The organism is Domibacillus indicus (assembly GCF_000970685.1).
In the GTDB taxonomy this organism is placed as follows: Bacteria; Bacillota; Bacilli; order Bacillales; family Domibacillaceae; genus Domibacillus; species Domibacillus indicus.
In genome coordinates, this window is sequence record NZ_LAJB01000003.1 from 44386 (window position 1) to 68154 (window position 23769).

Consider the following 23769-nt stretch of genomic DNA (forward strand, 5'->3'; position numbering starts at 1 on the left):
CGATCCTTTGCCTGTTTTACCGGTCAGGCGATCCGCCGCCGCCTACTCCTCGTTCAGCGGGGTGCTCCGAAGCCCATTCCCCAGCCGTCCCGCACGGATTTTCACCATTCATCCGCTCTCTGCATTGTTCCGGCTGTGTACTTTTCTTCATCATGGCATTGCATTTTCATTTTTTTTCAGTTTAGAGGGCAAGGAAAAAAATAGCAAGCCTTTTTGTTTAACAGTAAGTGAATAGAGTCCGCTGCTCCCCTTATCCCATCAATTTTTGCATAATTTCCTCAATTCGCATTGACAAACAGGCAAATCGGTAATACGATGGAAAAAACAAAACGATGAAACGCTTCGATTGGGAGCATTAAGGAATCGTGATTGTCAAGAGAGCTGCCGCTTTGGTGAAAGGCAGTCAATCGCTTCCCCAACTCGCCCATGAGCGGCAAAGCCGAAAATACCAGGAGTAAGCTTTGACGGACGCCCCGTAATCAGCTTTTAAGCGGGTTTATGTGCATGCATAAGCCAACAAGAGTGGTACCACGGAAGGTTAACGCCTGTCGTCTCTTTACAGAGATGGCGGGCGTTTTTTATGTTAGCCCGAAAAACGAAAGGATGATCATGATGAAAAATGTATCGAAATATACGCGCAATTATTTTATGCCGCCGGCAGCCAGCTTAAACTGGACTCAAAAAGAATACATTACGGAAGCGCCGATCTGGTGCAGCGTAGATTTGCGGGACGGGAACCAGGCATTGATTATCCCGATGAACCTCCAGGAAAAATTGGAGTATTTCCAGGTGCTTGTCGATGTTGGCTTTAAAGAAATCGAGGTCGGCTTCCCCGCTGCTTCCGAAACCGAGTACACATTCCTTCGCACATTGATTGAGCAGGATTTGATTCCGGATGATGTGACCATCCAGGTATTGACACAGTCCCGCGAGCACATTATCAAGAAAACCTTTGAATCGCTCCGCGGCGCGAAAAATGCGGTTGTGCATTTATATAACTCTACTTCTCTTGCACAGCGCGAGCAGGTATTCAAGCGTTCAAAAGAAGAAATTAAAGAAATTGCTGTCAGCGGTGCAAAGCTGTTAAATAAATATGCCGCCGAAGTAGAAGGGAATTTTAAATTCCAGTATTCTCCGGAAAGCTTTACGGGAACAGAGATTGAATTTGCGCTTGATGTATGCAACAGTGTGCTTGATGTATGGCAGCCGGCCGCCGATAACAAAGTCATTATCAACCTGCCGGCAACCGTGTCGATGTCCATGCCGCACGTATACGCCAGCCAGATTGAATTTATGAGTGAAAATATGAAATACCGTGAAAATGTTATTTTATCGCTTCACCCGCATAATGACCGCGGAACTGGCGTAGCAGATGCGGAGCTTGGCATGCTTGCCGGCGCGGACCGCGTAGAAGGCACATTATTCGGCAATGGCGAGCGGACAGGCAATGTTGATATTGTGACACTGGCCTTGAATATGTACACACACGGCATTGATCCAAAGCTCAACTTAACGAATCTGCCGGCTATCCAGGAAGTGTACGAGCGCGTAACCCGCATGACGGTTCCGGACCGCCAGCCATATGCCGGCAAGCTTGTATTTACCGCTTTCTCCGGCTCCCACCAGGATGCAATCGCCAAGGGCATGAAGTGGCGTGAGCAGGAAGAGCGCGAGCACTGGACCGTACCGTATTTGCCGGTTGACCCAGAGGATATCGGGCGCGAGTATGAAGGTGAGGTAATCCGCATTAACAGCCAGTCCGGCAAAGGCGGCATCGGCTACCTGCTTGAGCAGACATATGGCTTTGAACTTCCGCCAAAAATGCGCGAAACACTCGGCTATAAAGTAAAAGACGTCTCTGACCGCAACCAGAAAGAATTGATGACGAATGAAATTCATGACATTTTCATGGAAGAGTTTGTCAACGTCAACACACCGGCTGAACTTGTCGATTATACATTTGAAGGCAAGGAAACGGCTAAAACAACGATTCAGGTAAAAATAAAGGGAGAAACAAACGAGTGGCACGGCACCGGCAATGGCCGTCTGGACGCCATTAATAACGCGCTTCAAGCAGAGCTTGGCATCTCCTATACCGATTTAACATACAAAGAACATGCCCAGTCGATCGGCTCACAGGCGAATGCCGTTTCTTATGTAAGCATTACCTCTGAAAACGGCACCGTGTACTGGGGCTGCGGCATTGATCCGGATATTATGAATTCTTCCATCAAAGCATTGTTCGGTGCAGTGAATAACCTGTTAAAAGTAGAACAGGAACGCTTTGCGGCTGCAAAGTAAACGAAAAACCGCTTCCCGGCCGGAAGCGGTTTTCTTCAAGTTCTTTTTCCAGCTTACTTTTCTATCTTTTGAGCCAGATGCGCTCTCTCCGTTTCTTCCAGGACATTATCCAGTGCAGAAGCCGGGCGGTCTGATTTTTTTACAACGGATAAGCTTCCGTCTGTCTCCAGCACGATCGCTTTTACTTTTTCCAGAGAAGCAATCCCGCTCGAGCGGGCAGCCTGAAGCATCTCTGCTTCCAGCACCCGCTCTTTTTTCATAACGGACCGCAGGAAATGGCCGTCATAGAACAAAAGGACTGGATTCGATTTAATCAATTCAGCAGTCGTGTTCGACCGCATAGACAGCCAGGCGATTGCATACTGAAGGCCGATTAACACAAAAAAAGCCGTCAATCCCTGTACAAGTGAAACATCCTTGCTTAATAAAATGGTTGCCAGCGTTGAGCCGAGCGCGACCGTTACAATAAGATCAAATGCATTCATTTTTGAAAGCGTCCGTTTTCCCGATATGCGCAGAAAAACAATGAGACCGACATAAGCCAGAACACCGACCATGAGTGTCCGCTCCACCGCTTCCCATCCATTAAAAAACATGCACGTCCCTCCTTTTCCCCCTCATTCCCTACCTGAAAGAGAACAAACTTGATATAGGGGGACCGGCATGACCGAACTGTTTTCCTGGAAAGCATGCAAAATAAAACAGAGTGTACCGGGCACACTCTGTTCAGGCTGTTGGCAAACGCTTGCTTTCGGCGGCGTTCCTGGAGGAACAAACGTTTTCAGTCATTCTGCTTTCTAACATTGTCTTACACTCTGTTTTAAAATACAGGGACTTCTATTCTTTTGGCTGCTTTGACGGATACGCTGACGGTGTCGCCTATTTGAAACCTCCGGGCAAAAATCGGCTGATGAACGATCCATATTTCATTGTCAACTTCAACGGAGTAATGGACTTCCTTGCCCTGATACTGGACGGATAAAACCGTCCCTTTTAATCCTTCCGCTGACCCGCCGGCCAGCTGCCACTGCTCCGGGCGGACCGGACAAAGCCCTTCTTTTTTTAACGAGTCGGTTATGCCGATATCCGGCCACGATTCCCACGGAAAAGCCTCCGGGCAAAACTGGCCGTTGTCCCACTTTCCTTTAATCATATTGCATTTTCCGACGAAAGAAGCAACAAAAGCCGTTTCTGGTTTTGTATACACTTCTTCCGGGGAACCGATCTGTTCGATTTTCCCACCGTTCATAACCACAATCTTATCCGCCATTGCCAGCGCCTCACCCTGATCATGAGTTACATATATAATAGAAGCCTGTGTTTCACGGTGAATACGCTGAATTTCGTTTCTCATCTCCATGCGCAGTTCTACATCAAGCGCGCTGAGCGGTTCATCCATCAGCAAAATGTCCGGCAGCGGCGCAATCGCCCGGGCGAGTGCCACCCGCTGCTTTTGCCCGCCCGAAAGCTCGGAGGGATAACGGTCAAACAATTGCTCAAGCCCGACCAGTTTTAACACGTGCTGCGCCCGGGCAACAATATCCTGCTTCCACTCTTCACGCGTATGCCGGTGATGGCGGATCGGAAATGCCACATGGTCATATACCGTCATATGCGGCCAGAGCGCAAAGGATTGAAACACCATGCCGATATTGCGCTTTTCAGGCGGGATAAGCTCGCTTTTAGAAGCAGACAGCCGCCCATCCATGTAAATCTCTCCTGACGAAGGCTTCATAAATCCGGCCAAAAGCTTCAGCAGTGTTGTTTTGCCGCAGCCGGACGGCCCGAGAATCGCCGTAAACTCGCTTCTTTTCAATTCAAGATTTACTGAATGAAGCGCGGTAAAAGGTCCGTACTGCTTTGTTACATTATGAAGCTGAATCATTGTTTTTTCATCACCTTTCGTTCCCAGCGGCTGCTAAAAGCGGTAAACAGCAGCCCGCCGGCTAAAATCGCCAGGACAAGAACCGTGGCAAATGCGGTCGAATACGTTGTATAGCCCGCCTGTTCATAATTGAATATTACAACGCCAATCGTTTCGGTACCCGTCGACCACAGCAGGCTCGAAACCGTTAACTCCGTCAAAACCATCAAAAAAACCAGAAGCGCACCGCCTGCGAGCCCCGGCATAATAAGCGGCAGCAGCACCCTGCGCCACCTTACCCACGCATGCGCCCCCGATGTTCTGGCCGCTTCTTCCATTGAAGGATCGACCTGCAGAAAAGCGGTATAGCTTCCCCTGACCTGAAGCACAAAAAAGCGGGTAATATAAGCGACTAACAAAATCCAAATAGATCCGTAAAGTCCTGGATTCCAGCCCGGTACCGGCTGCATCCACGCAAAAATCATGCATAGCGCCAGCACCGTGCCGGGAAGCGCATACGGGATGGTGATACACAATTCCGCAAGCTTTGTAAAAAAGCCGGGATTTCTGTACCGGATGTATGCCAGTGCCGTGCCGGCTGCAAGGCAGACCACCGTTGCGAGCAAAGCGAGAGAAACACTGTTCCAAAGAGCAGAGCCGGTTTTCGGATCAGTCAAAAATACATATTGATAATTTTTCAGCGATAAATTTTCCAGATGAAACGGGAGCCCATACGCTTTAATAAGCGACAATGCCCCCATGGCCGCAAATGGCACGAAGCTGGTGACTACTAAAAACAGCCAGATGCCGCCTTCAAGAAGGCGCTGCCGCAGCGGGCTTACATAAATACGCGGCTCCCGGTCCGGCATGACCGTTTCTGTAACGCGGCTTTTTTTAAGCAAAAGCCATTGCACAAACGTGCCAAGGAGGGCAATGGTGCCAAGCAGAACCGACAGGACAGCTGCACGGGCAAAAGCGGATGGGCCGAAGCCGACAACCTGCTCATAAATGTATGTGCTCAGTACCCGGATGTTGGCGGGGATGCCTAAAAAAGCGGGAATTCCGAAGTTGTCCAGGCTGCTTAAAAACGCCAGAAGCCCGCCGCTGGCGATTCCCGGCAGGGCGAGAGGCAGCATGACTTTCAGGAAAATGCTCATTTTGCCGGCCCCCGCTGTTTTCGCCGCTTCTTCCAGTTCACGCGGAATTTTGCGGAACACCTCAATTGTAAATAAGTAAACAAGGGGATAATGAGACATTCCCAGTAAAAAGATCATCCCGCCCATGCTGTACAAATCGGGTGTCCATCCAAATAAGGAAGATACGGGACCGCTTTTGCCCAAAAATTGAACCCATGCAAGAGTAGTAATATAGGAAGGAATGATGAATGGAAGAAAAACAAATAGCTGCATCCATCTTTTTCCGCGAATATGGACATACGCCATGACCCAGGCGAGGGATACACCAAGCACGAGAGATAAAACCGTAGACCCGGCTGTGATATATACGGTATTTTTAACTGCCGTCCAGGTTGCGGCTTCCCGGAGCACCCCGCTGTAATGAGACAGCGACCAGGCCCCATCCTCGAGCACGCTGAGCAGGAGGAGCCGAAAAACCGGCAGGACAAAAAATAAAAGAACAAGCAAAAGCCCAAAAGCAGCGTATACCTTTTTAAAACGAAAGAGAGGAGCGAGGGAAGGGGCGCTCCTTTTTCTATCAGACACAACGGACTGTTCTGAAATCATTACGGCTTCCTCTTACTGCTGGCCAAAAATGTCGCCAAACAGCTGCTTATCCTCTTCACGTGTTTTCAGCAATTCCGATGTATCAGCTTCGAGAATGGCCATCTCATCCAATGTTTTTAGTCCTTCCGGCGCCGCAATCCCTTCCCGGATTGGCGTATAGCCGATTTCCGCCGCAAGCTTCTGCCCTTCTTCCGATAAAATAAAATCCACGAACGCTTTCGCTGTTTCTGCATTGTCCGTATTTTCCATAATGCCAACCGGCTCCGTAATAACCGGCACACCTTCTTTCGGGTAAACGAGTTCAACCGGGGAGCCTTCCTGTTTTGCCCGCGCCGCAACAAAATCAACCACCATGCCATATGTTTTTTCACCTGAAGCGACGGCTTCCAACACACCGCCATTGCCTTTGGTGATGCCCATTTCATTTGCTTTTAATTCTTTATAAAAATCCCAGCCGAGTTCTTCCTGCCGTGTAATCACTCCCAGGTTGTATGCGGCCGCTCCTGAATAAAACGGGCTTGGCATGATGCCGGCTCCTTTAGAGGCTTCATTCGTCAAAGCCTTCCAGCTGTCCGGCATGCTTTTCGCTGCCTTTGTATTAACGACAAGAGCTGTCGCCATTACTTTGGTGCCCGTGTACGCTCCGTCAGGGTCAACAAACGCCTCCGGAATTTTTTCCGCTTCCGGTGATGTATAATTCATCAGCAGCTTTTCTTCTTTTAAACTTTCAAATGTAACCGCATCTGCTACAAGCAGGACATCGGCCTGCACCTCTCCTGCCTGGCGCTCCGCCTGCAGTTTTGAGATGACTTCCTCCGTACCGGAACGGAAGGTTTCAACCTCTACCTCCGGATACTGTTCTTGAAAAGCGGTCACAAGAGCCTGGGCATCTTCATCCGGCTGTGATGTATAAAAGCTTAATGTGCCGGAGACGCCGGCTGTTTCTTCTCCCGATGCTTCACCCGATTGAAGATCTTCCTGTGAGCAGCCGGCAGAAACGGCTGCCAGCGCCGCCGCCGATAAAAATAATTTACGCATGTATGTATTCCTCCGCTTCATTTGGGATAAAACAGAACTTATGCTTTATTGTACGGATGGAATATGAATAGAAAATAAAATGCACATAAATATTATGTGAATGTTTGTAAAGAAGAAAAAAGAAGAAAGAGGATAATAGCAGGCATTTAGAAGAAATTGTTAAGAGAATGTAAACCATTATAACAAAAAAGCCATTTTACCTTTTAACCCAGCAGAGACTGCCGGCAAACTGGAGACAGGGGAAGCCGCATGCCTGCCTCCAGTTTGACTTTTTCATTAAGAAGTAAATCGGCCATAAATAACTTTGTCTCCACGGCAGAGTATTTTAAGCTTTAAGGCAGTTCCCTTTCCAGCCGGATCATATCACGGCACCGGATGCCGTTTTCCCAGATTTCTTCTTCGTAATTCCGGGTGAAAAAGTCCCGGTCGATACCCGTGATTCGAAAGCCGGCTTTCTGGTACAGGGCAAGCTGCGCAAAGCTGGAATTTCCGGTGCCGACTTTTATTGTTTGATAAGCACCGGCCCGCCCCTGTTCAACCGCATGAAGAAGCAGCTTTTTCCCTAGCCCTTTTCCTTGATGTGTCTCTGCCACCGCAATATTCATCAGCTCCACCGTCCCGGGCCGGGTCTGCAAAAGCACATACACGCCAATCACTGTTCCGCTCTCTTCCAGCAAAAAGCATTTCCCCTGCTTTACATACTCATCAATCATCGGGCGGGACGGATCAGCAAGCAGCAGCAAATCATACGGCGGTGTTTCAGTTGGAGAAAGCGGGCGGATTTCCATTGGCACTGCTCCTTTCATAACTTTTATTTCCGGCGGACGTGCAGGAGTGTATATCTTTACCTCATATCAGCACACAGCCGCTTTTTTTGTCGCCAGTGTTTTTCCCAATTCTTAATTGGGCTGCTTGGATTATGGAAAGTCATCCGGATTTCGTTCGATTTTTTCAAAAAAAGTCCTCTGGCGTAATTTTCGGCCAAAGGAGAAAGGATTTTTAGTTGTCCCGGTGTGTTTTACTATTTTGGTCGGCGATCACAATATCCACTGCGGCGGGCTTTGCCCGCATCGTGTCAACAAACGTAATTGTCCATTGATCCGTTTGTTCATCGAATTTCACATGGCGGATGGCTTCCGTTTTCTGAGCGGCCTGCCGTTTTTGAATAGCGGCCCGGACCGCTTCTTCCTCCGTCAGGTCGGCTTTTTCAGGCTGATAGGCTGGCAGTACGGTAATAAACTTGGCCCGCCCCCGGCCTGGATAGGACTCCATAATCGGTCCGGATGCCTCCACTAACACCCGCTGGCCGACTTTTACTTTCTTGTCTGCTTCCGGAAATGAGTAAGAGGTGGCACCATAGTGTTCCTCCTCGCCTCCACCGGCGGAAAAGTCGGCGGAGGCTGCGCCCATAACAAACAGGCCTTTTTTTGACACGCTCATAACCCAGCTTCCGTTTGTCTGCGGCTTATCCGTAACAGCGGGCTCTGGATACTCCACATCGGGCTCACCCGGCAACGGCACCATCCGGCCTTCCTGTGTATAGTGAAAGTCCTGGCCTGGAAACTGGCTTTCAATCCCCTGCTTTGCTTCTTCTGTTAAGAAGTCATGTCCCACTTCAATCACACCGGTTCTCACATCAACCGATACGCTGTAAGCAACCCGGTCTGGAGTTGGATGGCTGCGTGCTGCCCTGTCCAGTGCAGATGCTGCTTTTTTCATAAGATCATTGCTTTCCTGCTCGGTAAAATCACTTTGAAACAAATGAACGTATTTCACCAGAATTCTCCCTTCATCCACCTGCTTCTGCAGCCTGCTGACCAATTGATCAAACCGCTCGTCCGGGTCCTTGATTCCAACCCACACACCCGGCTCGCTTTTTTCATCAGAAGAAGTGCCCAGGAAAAAAACACCCACTCCGCTGATAGAGCCGTACACCTCTCTGATGGCCTGCTGTACCGCTTCCGCTTCAATCGACTGGACGCCAAACTCTTCCTCAAGCTCTGGTGTGACTTCTCCCAAATATCCGCCGGTTAATGTCTCGTTTTGCTGCACCTTTTTGAAAGCTTCATCCCGTACGGCTGTGTTTTCAGTGGTTTGCTCCAGCTCCGCGATTATATGATTCTTAGGATTAAACGCTTCCGCTGCAGGCTCCTTGTCCGGTTCTCCCTGATCCGCTGGCTGGCAGGCTGCTAACAGCACGGTTGTCACTAACAGCAATTTTTTCATAAAAAGCCCCTTTTTCTTTCTATTTTACTATTTAATTATCAAATTTAAAAATATTTTCCAAAAAATTCACACAGGCAGCTCATTTGCACCTTGTTTGTTCATGTCGATTTTTGTATCATCTTGTCATTTTTTTAATCAAATGTGCTTTTCATTCTAAAGGTTATTTAAAAGCTGTCCGATACTACTAGTACGAGTTCTCTAGAAACGAGGAATTAGTATGTTTACATCTTCTGTCCCGCCAGCGTACGTGGAGTTAGCCGGCCACTACTCATGGATGTTTGTCCTGCTTTCCATCCTGATTGCGTGCTTGTCCTCGTACACCGCTCTTTCCCTGAATGAACGGGTTCGAAAAAACGGCTTTTTTCATCAGTCTGTCTGGCTTGTGCTGGCCTCTCTGGCAATGGGATTTGGGATCTGGTCCATGCATTTTATTGGCATGAGTGCTTTTTCGCTGCCTGTGGCTATGCACTTCAGCCACCTCTGGACATTTGTATCGGTGATTCCGGCTATTCTTGCTTCTTTTCTGGCTTTTACCCTGGCCAGCCGGTCAACGCAGTCCTTTCTTTCGTTTGCTCTTTCCGGTGTTGCCATGGGGGTCGGCATTGCTTCAATGCATTACACAGGAATGGCATCTATGGTTATGGATGCCGTGTACCGGTACAATATCTGGCTGTTCCTGTCATCAATTGCAATCGCAATTGTTGTTTCCTTTATCGCCCTGTACATCTTTTCAAACTTAAAACAGCTGATGGAAAAGCGGATCGTTAAAATCATCACTGCGCTGATAATGGGCCTGGCCATTTCAAGCATGCATTACACCGGCATGGCGGCGGTGACCTTTTATGCGTCGCCTGATTCCATCTTACGTGATCATGCAAGCCATACTGATATGACCATGCTCATTGTTCCTGTTGCAGTCGGAATGTTCTTTTTGCTTGGCGTCCTGCTTTTTTCAAGCATCATGGACCGCTATATCGACTACAGGATCAGCTATTTTGACGGGCTTACCCGCCTGCCAAACCGACGCCAGTTTGAAAAAATGCTGAATAAGCCGGCCGCCAGCCGCGGCCTGGCTATCTGGCACTTCCACAATTTAGAGAAGATTAATAATGGATATGGGTATGCATGCGGCGACCAGGTCATTCAGCGGATTGCCGATGAGCTTCGGGAAGCACATCCCGGTTTTAAAGAGTTATACCGAATTGAGGGCAACCGGTTTGCTTTTCTTTCCGAAGAAACAGAACCGGACCTTTTCCAAAAAGCAATGGAGACAATTGCGCTTAAATGGAAGGAGCCTTTGCTGCTGGAGGAAAAGTGGATTGAATTGTCGTCTGTATGTGCGGTTTCGTTTAGCAAAGGAGCCGACCCGCATCACCAGCTTTATGCAAACGCGCTGGCTGTTTTGGAGCATCCTTTGCTTAAATACGAGCACGATATCATTTTATATGACTCTACTATTCACACTTTTTCCTTTGAGCAGGAGATCTTAAACGGACTTGCGCGCGCAATGAGTGAGGATGAGCTGTTTCTTGTTTACCAGCCAAAGATCTTCGCTGATACCAGCCGGTTAAACGGCTTTGAGGCGCTTATCCGCTGGCGCCATCCTGTCCACGGCATGCTGTCGCCTGCGGTTTTCATTCCGATTCTGGAACAAAATCACCGTATTGACGATGTGACCGACTGGGTGATTGACCGCGCAGCCCGGCAAATCAGCCAGTGGGAAAAAAGCGGCCTGCCCGGTCAAAAAATTGCTGTCAACATCCCGGGAACGTATATTACATCCGCCCGCCTGACTGCTTCCTTAGAAAAAGCCATAACCCATCACCGGGTGGACCCGAAGCAGCTGGAGCTTGAAATTACGGAAACGAGTGTTGTGCAGTCGGCAGAAAGTGCAATCCGGGCGATCAGCTCGTTTCGGAAGCAGGGCTTTTCTGTTGCGCTCGACGATTTTGGGACAGGGGTTTCATCACTTTCTTTTTTGCGGCAAATGCCTATCACCACATTAAAAATTGATAAATCATTTGTTGACCGTGTTCCCCATTCCGAGAAAGACTCGGCGATTTTGCATGCGATCATTACGCTTGGCCAGTCATTAAATTTAAACATTGTGATTGAAGGCGTCGAAACAGCCGATCAAGTCCGCTTTCTGGTGACCACTGCCCGGTCCCTGACCGTTCAGGGCTATTATTATGCCAGACCGATGACAGCAGACGAAATAGCAAAGTGGCGCCTGGACTTTTCCGAAACACTGCGTGAGGATTATTTATTTTCGTAATGAAAATGGCTGTCTCCAGGTGAGACAGCCGTTTTTTGCTTTTCCTCTTTTATTTTAAGGAGCGGGCAATCCCCGCAACACGCTCGCCCAGCCGGGCAGCCATAGTTCGTTCGTCCTTGCACGGCCGGCGCGAGCCGTCCGGGCCGGCCAGTGTTGAAGCTCCGTACGGAGAGCCGCCGACTGCCCGGTCCGTTAAATATTCCGGATTTTGTGTATATGGAAGCCCGACAAAAATCATCCCCAGGTGAAGAAGCGGAATGAGAGAAGTTAAAATGGCGGCTTCATGGCCGCCGTGAATCGAGCCGGCACTCGTGAATATACCTGTTGGCTTTCCTTCCAGCTCGCCGGTCGTGCAGAACTGCCCGGCCTGGTCGAGAAATGATTTTACCTGTCCCGGCATTGTCCCCAGGTATGTTGGAAATCCCCAGATAATCCCGTCAGCCTGACGAAGGTCATCCATTGTCGCAGCCGGAATTCCGGCCTGCTCCTGCTGCACCTGTTCATAATCCTCCGCCCGCCTGGTCAGCTGAAAATGCTGGCTGAGCTCAGATGAAGCGTTCTCCTGCCGCCGGAGGGCGACCCGAATGGCCGGATCAGAAAATTCGGGAATTCGGACCCGTTTGCACGCCGCACCTTCTACTTTTTCAACTCCAGCTGCTACAGCTTCACTCAGCTCGGCAATGTGGCCAAACGCACTGTAATACGCAACAACGATGTTTGCCAAAAAACTCCTCTCCTTCTATATGGTAAGGTTGGCCGCCGGCAGCCCGTACGACACATTTGTATTCATCACAGACAGCCACTGGCCGTTTCCGAAAACCGCCCGCGTTTGCGGCAGTGCCGCAAACAGTTCCTCCACGGAATAGGCCTGAATAAGCACGAAGCTCGCTTTCTGCCCGGCCTGGATACCCTGATTTTTTCTTCCGATTATCGCCGCCGGTTCATCTGAAATCATATGCAGCAAATCCGTGACATCCTGTTTGCCGCCCATATGAGCCGCATAGCCGGTAAGCTGGGCAATTTGCAGAAGATCTCCGCGGCCGAAGGGATGAAAGGGATCACAGACATTATCTGAAGCTGTCACGGTTTGAATACCGGCTGCCCGGAGCTCCTTGATCCGGGTAACGCCGCGCCGGACGGTTCCTTTGTCCCCGCGTCCCTGCAGGTACAAGTTGGCAGCTGGCAGCGTGACGGCTGTGAGTGACGCTTCTTTCATTTTTCGTATGGCATGATCGGCTTGTTCCTGGTCCATTGCGGCAAGAGAGCATAAATGCCCGACATTCACACGGCCTTCATAGCCATATCTTTTTGTTTCTTCCGCGATCGTCAGGATCGTATTCGTATTTGGATCATCGCTTTCATCTGTATGAATATCAAGAGGAAGGTTATGCTGTACCGCATAACGAAAAAGCTCGCGCACCCCGTCATGCGGCTCCGTGCTGATGTGCGGCGCTCCGCCAATGCCGTCAATATCCATTGTTAACAGCTCCTCAATACGCGCCCGGTCCTGCCCGTCATATGGGTAGTACGGCAGCATTGGAAACACCTGGATTTCAACGATTGATTGAAATTCCTTTCTCAGCTCAAGCGCCATTCTGACACCGCGGAAGGTCACATCTTCCTCAAGCCGGGTGTGAAAGTCAATATGGGTCCGGATCGCCCGGGTTCCGTGGGCAAGCGCGGACAAAACGGTTTTTCTCATTCGCGCTTTCATGTTTTCATCTGTTGCGAACTGCGAGGCCCGGCCGTAGCTTTCAATGGCTTCCTCCAGTGTTCCGCTCACATTGCGCGCAAAAGGGAGCGAATGTGACTTATCAAGATGCATATGAATATCAGAAAAGGCCGGCAGCAAAACAGCACCCTGCACATCCCAGGTATTTTCTGCGGCAGCCTGAAGGCCCGGATCAAACAAAAAAGGGCGGCCGCCGCTCTGCATGCCTTCATGAGCGTCAGCCGATACGATCTTTCCCTCTTTTATCACCAGATCGTAATACACCTCTTCCTTCCAAATCGGAATACGGGCGTTTAAAATCATCATCTCCATCTTTGCTTGCTCCTTCCTTATATGTGGGCCTGTTCGGTCCAAAGCGTTGTTTTCGCCGGAATGGTTTCACAGATAATTCGTCCGTTTGACATAACGAGCTCGGCCATCGGCTGCCGCCGCAGCAGATCGTGGGCACTGTCAGCGGATACCAGCAGCAAATCCGCCGGATGCCCTTCCTGAAGGCCATACTGCTTTACGCCCAGCACACGTGCGGCATTTTCAGTCATCATTCGATAAACCGCTTCAAAATCACGGGTGCCGGTCATATGCGCCTGATGCAGCAGCATATGGCCGGCAGACAAAAGCGAGCCGGTGCCGAGCGGATAAAATGGGCTTAAAAAATCATCATGGGCGACAGCCACATTCACACCAGCCTCATCAAGTTCCTTTACCCGTGTAATGCCCCGTCCTTTCGGCCACGAATCAAGCCTGCCCTGCATGGCTGTGCTGATGAGCGGGCAGGTCACAACATTCATGCCGGCGGCCTTAATCAGCCCGGTCAGCTTGCGAGCGTAAGCTTCCGGATAATATGCCATCGCATTAAGATGGCTGACGGTGACCCGGCTGCCCAGGCCGCTCTCAGCCGCAAGATACGCAACGCTCTCGGCAAAGCGGGACGCTCCGTCATCGATTTCGTCACAAAAAATATGAATGTCTTTTTCGTGCTCAGCCGCCAGTCCAAAACAAAGCTCCAGCGATTCGATTCCTTTTTCCCGCGACGGCTCCAAATGCGGAACCGCACTAATGGCATCCACGCCAAGCTCCAGTGCCCGGCGCAGCTGTGCGCCGCCGTTCTTAGCCAGGCCGTTTTGCGGAAAAGCGACAAGCTGGAGCTGCAAAAAAGGAGAAACTTCTTTTTTTACATCCAGCAAAGCATGCAGAGCGGTCAATTGAGGGTCGGATACATCGACCATGCCGCGCACAAATAAAATACCCTGCTTGACCATTTCTTCAATCACAGTATGAGCTCTTCTGGTGACATCTTCTTCGGTGAGGAAATGAGTCCGGTATGCATTCCACAGCTCAATGCCTTCAAATAACTCACCTGACTCATTTGGCCGCGGCACGCCGCACGTTAATGCTGTATCAAGATGAATATGCGATTCAACATAAGGGGGAAGGGCCGCTTTCTCCCTTCCGTCTATGATGCGATGAGCCGGCGCCAACAGCCGGCCCATTTTCACGATTTTTCCATCCTGAATCGCAATATCGGATTTTTTCTCTGAAAAAGATACTTTTACATTTTTTATCAGTACATCATACATGCCCGGCCACCCCCGGCCGCTTTGTTTTGCCCGGATTAAGCAGGCCGTACGGGTCGTTTTCCTGCTTTGCCCGGCAAATATGATCAATCCAGTCGTCTTTGCCGCCTTCTTCTAATAAATACGTATGCGGATTGCTGACGCGCACGCCGATCTCCCGGCAGCGCTCCATAATCGCAAACAGCCGCTCATCCGTTGTATAGCGGATCACCGGCTGCGAGCTCGGCAAAATCTGTCCGCCTGCTTTGATCCATTCCACATGCATGAGCACTTCATCACCAAACGCTTCCGTGAGCTTTTTCATTTGCGTCCAGTATTCATCAGGATGAAAGCGTGCCTGTATGTACGTATCAGCCGGATGGTCCTTTAAGTGCCAGAGTGTCACGTGATTCCAGCTGAAATCGGTGGCACGCAGGCGTTTTCCCTGCAAAAACGCATCAAAGCCGGCGGCCCACTTTCCATTGTGCACAAGACCCGCCTTTGAAATGACTGCTGCATCCCCGGGCGCCGCCTGGATCAGCACCGTATGCCTGCTGCCGGATAAAACCGGGCGAAGCGGCTGAAAGAAAGCAGGCAGCGGCGCGGCGCAGACGGAAACAAGCCGCTTTTTGATCCGCCTGTCCTTCGCGATTTGTTCAGAAAAGCGCAGCGCATCATGCCAGTCATCAAATTCTGCGATCATGTTCTGCCATTTTGTTTTCGGGGCGAGAGCAATCGCGGCATCGAGGATCACACCCGACAGGCCGTAATTATGAATATACCGGGCGAGCTCCTCCCGGCCGCAGACTGAGAGCCGTCTCGGTTTTTCTTCCATGGTCATTACGGTCAGCTCCAGCACATTGCCTTCATCCCAGAGCGTCCCGTATTCAATGGAGCCAATCCCGCCCGTGCCGCCGGCAATAAACCCGGCCAGAGTGGACTTCATGTACGTAGATGGATAAAAACGCAGCTCCTGGCCGGTTTCCGCCAGAAGCCGTTCTACTTTACCAAGCGTAATTCCGGCCCCAAACGTGCCGGCTCCATCTTTCAGCTGTTTCACCTTGTCCAGCTTCGTTGTATCGAGCACAATGCCGCCGTTTAACGGAATAATCTGCCCGTAATTGCCCGTGCCGCCCCCTTTTGGGACAACCGGCAGCCGGTGCTGGACTGCAAATGACAGGATGTCCGACAGCTCTTCTTCATTCCGCGGAACAGCAACACAGTCACCCGCATATCCGTCCAGCTGTTTTTTCAGCACGGGCGAATACCAGTAGTAGTCGCGTGACATTTTTTTCACATAAGCTTCATCAAGCCGAACCACATCTTCTCCGAATGCCTGCTGCAATTCATCTATGCCGTTCATTTTCTTCCCCCTTTACGCTCTGGATGAAACAGACCCTGTCCGGAAGGATTCCATTTCAAATGAGCTGATTTCCTGCAGGGTCCGGGCTATTTTCTTTCCTAGCCGTTCGACCGTCTCCGCCCCCTTTTCTACCGTGGCGTTCGCTGCCTCACCCGAGATGCCGGACGCAGACAAATCGTCAATCAGCCATGCGGCATACGGTCCGCCTTTAATATCCACCGCCTGATCAGCGTTATAATATTCAACCGGCGCCTGCTCCATTTTCACCCACTTTTCTTCGATGGCTAAAATGAGCGATGTTTCCACATCACCGCCGTGAATGCCGTACTGCAGCTCTTCTTTTGAGTAAAGGTCCCCAAGCTCCTCTTTAAAATCCATCGCATTCATTCGAAATACCATTAAGCCGGTTTCAATCCGGATCTCGCGCGCCATCATGTTTAACAGATCCAGATTTCCGCCGTGTGTATTAAAAAGGATGAGCCGGCGAAATCCGCTTTCTTTTACACTTCGGCCGATATCAAGCACCACCTGCTGAAGAGTATTCGCTGACAGTGTGATAACGCCCGGCTTGCCGGAATGCTCGTTGCTTTTTCCATACGGGAGAGGCGGCAGCAGCCATACATTGTCTTCCGGCTTCATATAGTCGAATGAATGTGTGAGCAGGCCTTCGGCGATAAGGGTGTCTGTATACACCGGCAAATGCGGGCCGTGCTGCTCCACCGCGCCGATGGGCAGGATAACCGCTCCTTTTTCTTTCTCCAGCTTTTGAATGTCTGTAGTGGCAAGGCGCGGCAGGAAAAATTCCCGCCACGCCTTTTGATGATGCCGATTCATCTGCACCGCTCCTTTTATTCCGCATTTTCTAGAAATTCCGTCGTATAAACCTCAGACGGCTCCATTTTCTTTTCAATCAGCCCGAGGTCATATACCTGGTCAATCAGCGTCTGCCAGCGTTCTTCCGTCATAGTGCCGACGCCATTTTCTGTTGCATCTCCCCCGTAGACAAGCTCTTCCATTTCACCCGTTGCATATTCCATCTGCTCTGCTGTTTTTTCCGGATCGAGCTCTTTAATATAGTCATACACTTTTTCCGGCTCTTCGTGGAATGCTTCCCAGCCTTTTTTTGTTGCGTTCACAAAAGCCTGAACCATTTCCGGGTTTTCTTCCATAAACTCTTTTGTTGTAAACAGCACATCCCCATATGGAGAGTAGCCGGAATCCGCAATAAGCAGATGGCTGGTTTCCACGCCTTCCTGCTTTAAATAGTACGGCTCGGATGTGACATACATTTGCGAGGCTGCCTTTTTGTTGGACATGAAGATTGTGTTGTCGCCTGTGTAGCTGCGCGCCTGCGATTCTTCAATATCGTATTCTTTCACAAGGTATTTCCAGTAGCCCGCACCCGGCGCTGAATAAATTTCATAGCCTTTCCCTAAATCATCAAATGTTTTGATCGGCTGGTCTTTATGGAACATAATGCCCTGCGGCGTTTTCTGGAAGTTGGCAAACACCGCAACAAGCGGAATGCCTTCATCAATGGCATACAGCACCTGGTCCGCCTGCGCCATGCCGAACTGCGCCTGGCCGGAGGAAACAATCGAAATAGAAGAAACCTGCGGGCCGCCCGGTTCGGTCGTCATGTCAATGCCTTCGTCTTCATAAAAGCCTTCCATTTGCGCGTAATACTGCCCTGCGTTTTCCACCTGCGGGAACCAGCTTGTAATCTGCTTCATTTCAAACAGCCCGGTGCTTTCCGCTTCGGCGGTTTCTGCTTTTTCTTCCCCTCCGGATGAACTGTCTGAGGCTGTTCCGCTGCAGGCGGTCAGTGCCGCCAGTGACAGGACCGCCAGTGCCGAGCGGACGGTTTTCCATTTTAAAAACGCTGCATTCTCCATTTGTTCATCCTCCTCTTTCTCTCATATGTATTGGGTCATTGGACGTTTATGGTGCCGCGGATCGAGGCGGCAGCCGGAATTTTTTCCTGGTTCAGCAAATCAAACGGGTCGTTTTCCTTCTTTTTCTGCGCGATTGCCTCCATCTGCATGTCCCAGCCGCCCGCACCGAGCAAATACGTATGCGGATCATTTGTATGGGCGCCAATTTCGTTAAAAAAGCGGATTACTTCATATAATTGCTCCCTGGATTCGAATTTCACGAGCGGCAGCGCAGCGGGAATAAGCCGCCCTTTGTCACGGAGCCATTCAAAGTGAAGCAGCACTTCATTACCGAAGCGGTCTTTAATTTGCCGGACCTGCTCGTGAAGGCCATCAAGAGAAAAAAAGTTTTGCAAATACGTCCACCGCTTATCAGCTTTGAGCGCCCACAGGGTAGTATGGTTCCAGGTAAAATCGGAAATTCCCATTCCTTTCCGGTACTCGTCAGCAGGTGCTGTATAAATCGCTTCTCCGTGAAAACCCTCTGCTTTCTTTTCAAGTGCAGCCTGATTGCTTTCCTCTATCTCGATCAGCACAAGGGCACGATTTGGTGTGCCAATCTGCTTTTTAAACGGTTTAAAAAAAGCGGAAATGGGGGCTTCCATCACAGAAACGAGCCGTTTTTTCCATTTTTCCGATTGGGCCGCAGCCCGGGAAAATTCGAGTGCAGCTGTAAAATCGGTGAATGCATAGATTTGCTGCACCCAGCGGGATTTTGGCTTAATCGGGATGGTCACTTCGGTCATAATGCCTGTTGTGCCGTAGCTGTGAATATACGGCTGAAGCTCATCCCCTGACACCGTCAGCCCTCGGACTTCCGCTTCCATCGTCAAGATTTTGGCGCTGATCACATTGCCGTCCCATAAGTTTCCCCAGGTGACGGACCCGATGCCGCCTGAGCCGCCCGAGACAAAGCCGCCAGCTGTCGCTTTTACAAAAGTGGAAGGGTAAATGGTCAGCTCCTGCCCCGTTTCATGAATTGCTTTTTCGATTTCCCTCAAGCGCGCTCCGGCCTGTACGCGGACAAATCCTTCGCCAATTTCCAGAATCTCCGTCAGCCTGCTGACATCCACGACAAGCCCGCCGGTCATAGGCACTGCCTGTCCATAGTTGCCCGTTCCGCCGCCGCGGACGGTGACTGGAATTTTTTCTTCAACGGCCGCCTGCATGGCCCGCTTTAATTCTTCTTCGGTTTCCGGTACAATCACATAATCAGCCGTTTTGCCGGCCAGCTCTTTGTCCAGCACGGGCGAGTACCAGTAGAAATCCTTCGACAGCCTCGCAATGGTGTCTTCGTCTTCAATAAAAGCCTGTTCCGTCACCGAGCGGCGCAGTTTTTCACTCACTTCTTTCACCCCTTTTAAAGTCTAAAAATTCAGATATTCATATATGTGATGCTCTCTCTTCTTTATGATGTTAATTCTAGTAACATCATAAAGTGCCTGCTTTACTGGTACAATGGTTAAAATCACTAAACTATCCTGGCATTGATTAGATGAAATAACAATAAAAAATGAATATCTAACATAAATCAAGCAATCCCCGGTAAAATACTGTTAGATTTTCTTACAACAAAAAAGAAACCCGCTGACCGGATTTCTTTTTATTTTGTATTTTTTTGTCCCAGCACTGTTTCGCGGTCCATTCCTATATACACAACCAGCTCGCCCAATGATTCCGTTTCGGTATGATGGAACGTCACTTCGTATGCATCCTGCTCCTGGTACTGCACCTGCTTTACAGTTGAATCTTTGGGACTGGCCGCAATCCGGCTGGCTTCTTCCTGCGGGAGACTGTTAAACGCCGTCATTTCAACCGAAACCTTTTGTTTTTCTTCCATTTTGCTCATAACAGCAAATCCAGCAGCAATGAGGCTGGAACCAATGAGAACAATCACTGATAGCAAGCTATAACGAAATACACGCATCCTGCAGCTCCGTTCCGCACGCTGCCTGGTTGATCGGGCTGATAATCCTGGCTCGTTCGCGCTTTTTTATTCAATTCCTCTGCTGCTATTTCATTTTTGCTAAGGATAAGCAGCACGGGCACCTGCACCATCTATTTTTTTATAAAAACACTTTTTTCAGCCTCCAGTTGTCCAGTAAAACCTCAGGTAAATGGCAATGCAAAGAACCGGAAGGCTGAAAAAAAGAGCAAAGACCGGAATCGTTTTGGCGTCCTCCTGCTCCTTCCAGATGCCCATAATGCCGGTAAAAATCGCTAAAAATGCGACCGCGCCGGTGATCGGAAGGACTGATGCGAGAATAAAAAATGCCGGATATACGAAAAAAAGCAGGCCCAGCCCTACATAATAAATAAAGCAGGCTGCGGCAATTTTTCCATAGACTGTTTTTGGCAGCAGCTGATGCAGGATGCTTTGCCGGTTAATCATTCCGCTTATCTTCATGCTGAACCGGCTGTTTTGACCCGGCTTTTGAGTTACTTTGCTTTGAATCCGGCGGCGTGCGGGTATGGGCGGCTTTCCTTCGAGTCAGGCTGATGATCAAAAACACCGTAATTCCAATAATCATTGCCATAAAAAAATACGGCATACTCCTGCTCCTCTCCCTCCATCCTTTGAATTCGCTCTATCATATTTTTGAAAGTACGGTCATTTCGTATCCAGCGAAAATGCCCGCTGGTTGTCAATACCCGGTTCCCGGACTTTTACTCGGCTCCTTCATTCATTCGGCAGGGACTCCTGCATTTCCTGTTAGTCCCGGATTATTTTATCGTTTAAGAAAAACACATGCCTTTCAGCACAAAAAACCGCCTCACGGGGAGACGGTTCTGTTTTATTTCCCATATATTTGCTGTTCGGTTAAGTAGCCGTCTTTGATGACCGTACTCTGGATGGTATCTTTTGTTACAGCGACCGGCTCCAGCAGGACGGCGGGAATATCTCCTTGCCCGTTGTTTACCGCCTGTTCTGCACTCACTTTTTCATCGGCCGCCACCTTCACGGCCATTTCAGCAGCCTGCGATGCAAGCAGCGGAATCGGCTTGTATACAGTCATCGCCTGGGTCCCGGCAACAACCCGGCGCACGCCTTCGAGCTCTGCGTCCTGTCCGGAAACCGGTGTTTTTCCGGCCAGTCCCGCCGCCGTTAAGGCATTCACAACACCGCCCGCTGTCCCGTCATTCGCCGCGACGACCGCATCCAGTTTATTTCCATTCTGGCTCAGCGCGGTTTTCAAATTGGCTTCTGCTTTCTTCGGCTCCCAGCCGTCCGTATATTGGTCGTAAACGAGCTTGATGCTGCCTTTATCAATGAGCGGCTGCAGTACCTTCATGGCTCCCTGCCGGAACAAAACCGCGTTGTTATCCGATTCGGCTCCTCCAATATACGCATACGCGCCGGAAGGCTTCCGCTTTACAATTTCTGATGCCTGCAGCTCGCCTACTTTAACGTTATCAAAGGAAATATAGTAATCAACCGGCGCATCGGTAATCAGGCGGTCATAAGAGATGACTTTTACGCCTGCTTTATGCGCCATTTCTACAATCGCTGCGGAAAAAGCGGCGTCATGCGGCACAACAACAAGCACATCCGCTCCTTCTTCAATAAGAAGCTCTGCCTGCTTCAGCTGTACATCATCGTTTCCATTGGCCGCCAGCGTTTTTACGCGTGCTCCTTTTGATTCGACTGCTTCTTCAAATAGCTCTTTATCTTTATACCAGCGCTCATCTTTTAACGTATCAAGCACAAACCCAACATAAAGCTGGCCGTCCGCCGTCAATTTTTCCGCTTCTGCGGCCGGCTTCTCATCTTTCATGCCACCGCAGCCCGCAAGCATCAGGGAAAAGCACAGCACCGGCGCGGTCCATCTTCTTTTTTTCATCATGGCTCCTCCCTTCACGACAGCTTAAACTGCTGAATCATTTCATTCATTTTTTCGGCCATATTGGTCAGCTTCCTTGCGCTGCCCGAAATTGAATCAACCGACTGCGCCTGCTGGAGCACCGTTGCCGAAATTTCTTCTGAACCGGCGGCTGACTGCTCGGAAATTGCAGCAATCTGTTCGACAGATTCATTAATTTCCTGGCTGGACTTTTCAATAGCCGCAAAAACCGCCGAAATGTCCGTCACTTTTGACGCCATCACACCAATGCGTTCTTTAATATCATAAAAGTTCCGGCCGGACTGCTCCATTGTCTCGGACCCTCTGGCGACTTCGCTGTACCCATTTGTTAACTCTCCTGAAATGGCCGCTGTCTGGGCCGTAATGCTGGTAACAATAGCGGTAATGCTGCCGACGGACTCACCGACCTGCTCCGACAGCTTTCTCACTTCGGAGGCTACAACAGAAAATCCCTTGCCTGCTTCCCCTGCACGCGCCGCTTCAATCGAAGCATTCAGTGCCAGCAGATTTGTCTGGCCGGCAATCGACTGAATCACATCTACAAGCTCTGTAATAGAACGTGTTTTTTCCTCGAGCGACTTAATTTTTCCAAGAGATCCTTCCATAAGAGCATGAATCCTCTCCATCTGCTTCATCGACTCGGTCATCTGGCTGTAGCCGTTTGTTGATACTGCCAGCACTTCTTCGGAAAAATGCCCGAGCTCTTTAGCACGCTCGCCTGCCTGCACAATATCCGCGCTGAATGACCGGGTATTTTGTGAAATAACCGAGGCGCTGTCCGCCTGCGCTGACGCTCCCTGCGCCATATCCTCAATGGTCATGGCAACCTGCTCGCTTCCCGCCTTCACTTCTTCGGATGCTGTAAACAGCATGGCGCTTTGTGAATCAACCTCCTGTGACAAAACCGCGACATCTGAAATCGTTCCCCGCAGGCTTTCTCCCATTTCATTAACCGCAGCCGACAGCCGGCCGATTTCATCTCTTCCCGTATACGTAAGCGGTTCAGTGTTCAAACGGCCCTGGGCAATTTCATCGCTTTTTTGGACGATCTTATTTAAATTACGGCTGATCGACCGGCTTGTGAAAACAAGCAAAATCAGCGAAATAACGACAGCTGCCACAGCCGAAGCAAGCAGCACAACCATTGTATCCGCCAGGCTTTTTGAAGCAGAGCCGATTGCATCCCGGCTGGATTCAACGGCTGACGCTTTCAGCTCATTGCCAAGCTCAATGGTTTCCTGCTTTAAGGCATTCACTTCGATTTGAAGCGCCTGAAACTCCTTCGTATCAATATCCTGCACTTTCGGCACGACCGTGCTGAAAAAATATTGGTCCAGTTCATCATTATTGGCGATCATCTGATCGAAAATCGGCAGCTGATCGTCTGTTAAATGCGGCTTCATTTTTTTAGCGGCTGCCACAAATTCTTTACTGGCATCCAGATAGGATGACAGCATTTCTTCATCTGCAAGCAAAAGATATTCCGGAATCAATGCATATTTTTCATGGTACGACGCGACCAGCTGGCCCGCATCGCTGGCCACATTGTTTTTTGTATCTGTTTTCCGCATTTCCCCCTGTGCTCCGGACAAAAAGAAATACGTAGCGAATATGGCGATAAAGAAAATGACCGCCATAACGAGAAAAATAACGGTATATTTCAATCCGATCCGCATGTTTCTCCATTGTAAACCATTCATTGTGTCTCCCCCCAGGCACCGTCTTCCACCTATTTATCGTACAAAAAAGATAGATATAAAGTACTTTTTTAAAATTCCGTGAAAGAGAGCGTTTCCTCTTTTCCTTTTATGAAATAATTGGAATTTTATCTCTTTTTTTGGTATGCTTTTTAGAGAAAAAACGAAAAGAAAATTCGAG

The 23769-nt window shown here is 49.7% G+C and carries 20 protein-coding genes and 2 other annotated features (1 of these 22 only partly in view); of the genes, 2 read left to right on the forward strand and 18 right to left on the reverse strand.

Going from position 1 to position 23769, the window contains the following annotated elements; genetic code table 11:
• Positions 1 to 163: a binding site (T-box leader), on the reverse strand; it reaches 76 nt to the left of the window's first position.
• 170 nt (positions 164 to 333) lie between these two features.
• Positions 334 to 559, forward strand: a binding site (T-box leader).
• A 53-nt stretch (positions 560 to 612) separates the two neighbouring features.
• Positions 613 to 2301 carry a 2-isopropylmalate synthase gene (locus VP98_RS04645; RefSeq protein WP_046174642.1) on the forward strand — a complete coding sequence of 563 codons (1689 nt, stop codon included), beginning with the start codon at positions 613 to 615 and terminating at the stop codon, positions 2299 to 2301.
• Between the two features lie 53 nt (positions 2302 to 2354).
• Here VP98_RS04645 and VP98_RS04650 read toward each other — a convergent pair whose 3' ends face one another.
• The 6 genes from VP98_RS04650 to VP98_RS18220 all read right to left on the reverse strand — a co-directional run bounded on the left by VP98_RS04650 (position 2355) and on the right by VP98_RS18220 (position 9171).
• On the reverse strand, positions 2355 to 2897 hold the full coding sequence (locus VP98_RS04650; RefSeq protein ID WP_046174197.1) for a DUF421 domain-containing protein: 543 nt from the start codon (positions 2895 to 2897) through the stop codon (positions 2355 to 2357).
• A 224-nt stretch (positions 2898 to 3121) separates the two neighbouring features.
• Positions 3122 to 4186 (reverse strand): ABC transporter ATP-binding protein, encoded by a 1065-nt coding sequence (locus VP98_RS04655; RefSeq protein ID WP_046174198.1) that lies wholly within the window; start codon positions 4184 to 4186, stop codon positions 3122 to 3124.
• Entirely contained in the window at positions 4183 to 5907 is a 1725-nt protein-coding gene (locus VP98_RS04660) for an ABC transporter permease (RefSeq protein ID WP_046174199.1), read from the reverse strand. Before VP98_RS04660 ends, VP98_RS04655 begins: the two co-directional genes overlap by 4 nt.
• Before the next feature lie 12 nt (positions 5908 to 5919).
• Positions 5920 to 6945: an ABC transporter substrate-binding protein gene (locus VP98_RS04665; protein WP_046174200.1), complete on the reverse strand. Its 1026-nt coding sequence runs from the start codon at positions 6943 to 6945 to the stop codon at positions 5920 to 5922.
• Between the two features lie 332 nt (positions 6946 to 7277).
• A complete protein-coding gene (locus tag VP98_RS04670; RefSeq protein WP_046174201.1) occupies positions 7278 to 7733 on the reverse strand; it encodes a GNAT family N-acetyltransferase in 456 nt (151 codons plus the stop codon).
• A 211-nt stretch (positions 7734 to 7944) separates the two neighbouring features.
• Positions 7945 to 9171, reverse strand: a complete 1227-nt coding sequence (locus VP98_RS18220; RefSeq protein ID WP_052712129.1) for a DUF3221 domain-containing protein — start codon at positions 9169 to 9171, stop codon at positions 7945 to 7947.
• Positions 9172 to 9388: 217 nt separating this feature from the next.
• Between VP98_RS18220 and VP98_RS04680 the strand changes: the two genes are divergently transcribed.
• Positions 9389 to 11446: a putative bifunctional diguanylate cyclase/phosphodiesterase gene (locus VP98_RS04680; protein WP_046174202.1), complete on the forward strand. Its 2058-nt coding sequence runs from the start codon at positions 9389 to 9391 to the stop codon at positions 11444 to 11446.
• Between the two features lie 49 nt (positions 11447 to 11495).
• Here VP98_RS04680 and wrbA read toward each other — a convergent pair whose 3' ends face one another.
• From wrbA to VP98_RS04735, 12 genes are all read right to left on the reverse strand, one after another.
• The gene (wrbA, locus tag VP98_RS04685) at positions 11496 to 12170 is read right to left on the reverse strand and encodes an NAD(P)H:quinone oxidoreductase (protein WP_046174203.1); all 675 of its coding nucleotides are present in this window, start codon (positions 12168 to 12170) and stop codon (positions 11496 to 11498) included.
• 15 nt (positions 12171 to 12185) lie between these two features.
• Positions 12186 to 13490 carry an amidohydrolase family protein gene (locus VP98_RS04690; protein ID WP_046174204.1) on the reverse strand — a complete coding sequence of 435 codons (1305 nt, stop codon included), beginning with the start codon at positions 13488 to 13490 and terminating at the stop codon, positions 12186 to 12188.
• A 17-nt stretch (positions 13491 to 13507) separates the two neighbouring features.
• Positions 13508 to 14755 (reverse strand): amidohydrolase family protein, encoded by a 1248-nt coding sequence (locus tag VP98_RS04695; protein ID WP_046174205.1) that lies wholly within the window; start codon positions 14753 to 14755, stop codon positions 13508 to 13510.
• Positions 14748 to 16094, reverse strand: a complete 1347-nt coding sequence (locus VP98_RS04700) for an FAD-binding oxidoreductase (protein WP_046174206.1) — start codon at positions 16092 to 16094, stop codon at positions 14748 to 14750. The genes VP98_RS04695 and VP98_RS04700 overlap by 8 nt, the downstream gene beginning before the upstream one ends.
• Before the next feature lie 12 nt (positions 16095 to 16106).
• A complete protein-coding gene (locus VP98_RS04705; protein ID WP_046174207.1) occupies positions 16107 to 16928 on the reverse strand; it encodes a creatininase family protein in 822 nt (273 codons plus the stop codon).
• 14 nt (positions 16929 to 16942) lie between these two features.
• Complete coding sequence (locus tag VP98_RS04710) at positions 16943 to 17989, reverse strand: ABC transporter substrate-binding protein (RefSeq protein ID WP_046174208.1); 1047 nt, start codon at positions 17987 to 17989, stop codon at positions 16943 to 16945.
• Between the two features lie 35 nt (positions 17990 to 18024).
• Positions 18025 to 19374, reverse strand: a complete 1350-nt coding sequence (locus VP98_RS04715; protein WP_231584120.1) for an FAD-binding oxidoreductase — start codon at positions 19372 to 19374, stop codon at positions 18025 to 18027.
• 257 nt (positions 19375 to 19631) lie between these two features.
• Positions 19632 to 19955, reverse strand: coding sequence for a hypothetical protein (locus VP98_RS04720; protein ID WP_156151314.1), 324 nt, complete (start codon positions 19953 to 19955; stop codon positions 19632 to 19634).
• Between the two features lie 156 nt (positions 19956 to 20111).
• Positions 20112 to 20420 carry a hypothetical protein gene (locus tag VP98_RS04725; RefSeq protein ID WP_046174209.1) on the reverse strand — a complete coding sequence of 103 codons (309 nt, stop codon included), beginning with the start codon at positions 20418 to 20420 and terminating at the stop codon, positions 20112 to 20114.
• Positions 20413 to 20580, reverse strand: a complete 168-nt coding sequence (locus VP98_RS18760; protein ID WP_156151315.1) for a hypothetical protein — start codon at positions 20578 to 20580, stop codon at positions 20413 to 20415. Before VP98_RS18760 ends, VP98_RS04725 begins: the two co-directional genes overlap by 8 nt.
• A gap of 243 nt (positions 20581 to 20823) precedes the next feature.
• Positions 20824 to 21870, reverse strand: a complete 1047-nt coding sequence (locus tag VP98_RS04730; protein WP_052712132.1) for a substrate-binding domain-containing protein — start codon at positions 21868 to 21870, stop codon at positions 20824 to 20826.
• A 14-nt stretch (positions 21871 to 21884) separates the two neighbouring features.
• Positions 21885 to 23591, reverse strand: coding sequence for a methyl-accepting chemotaxis protein (locus tag VP98_RS04735; protein ID WP_046174210.1), 1707 nt, complete (start codon positions 23589 to 23591; stop codon positions 21885 to 21887).
• Positions 23592 to 23769 lie beyond the last annotated feature (178 nt).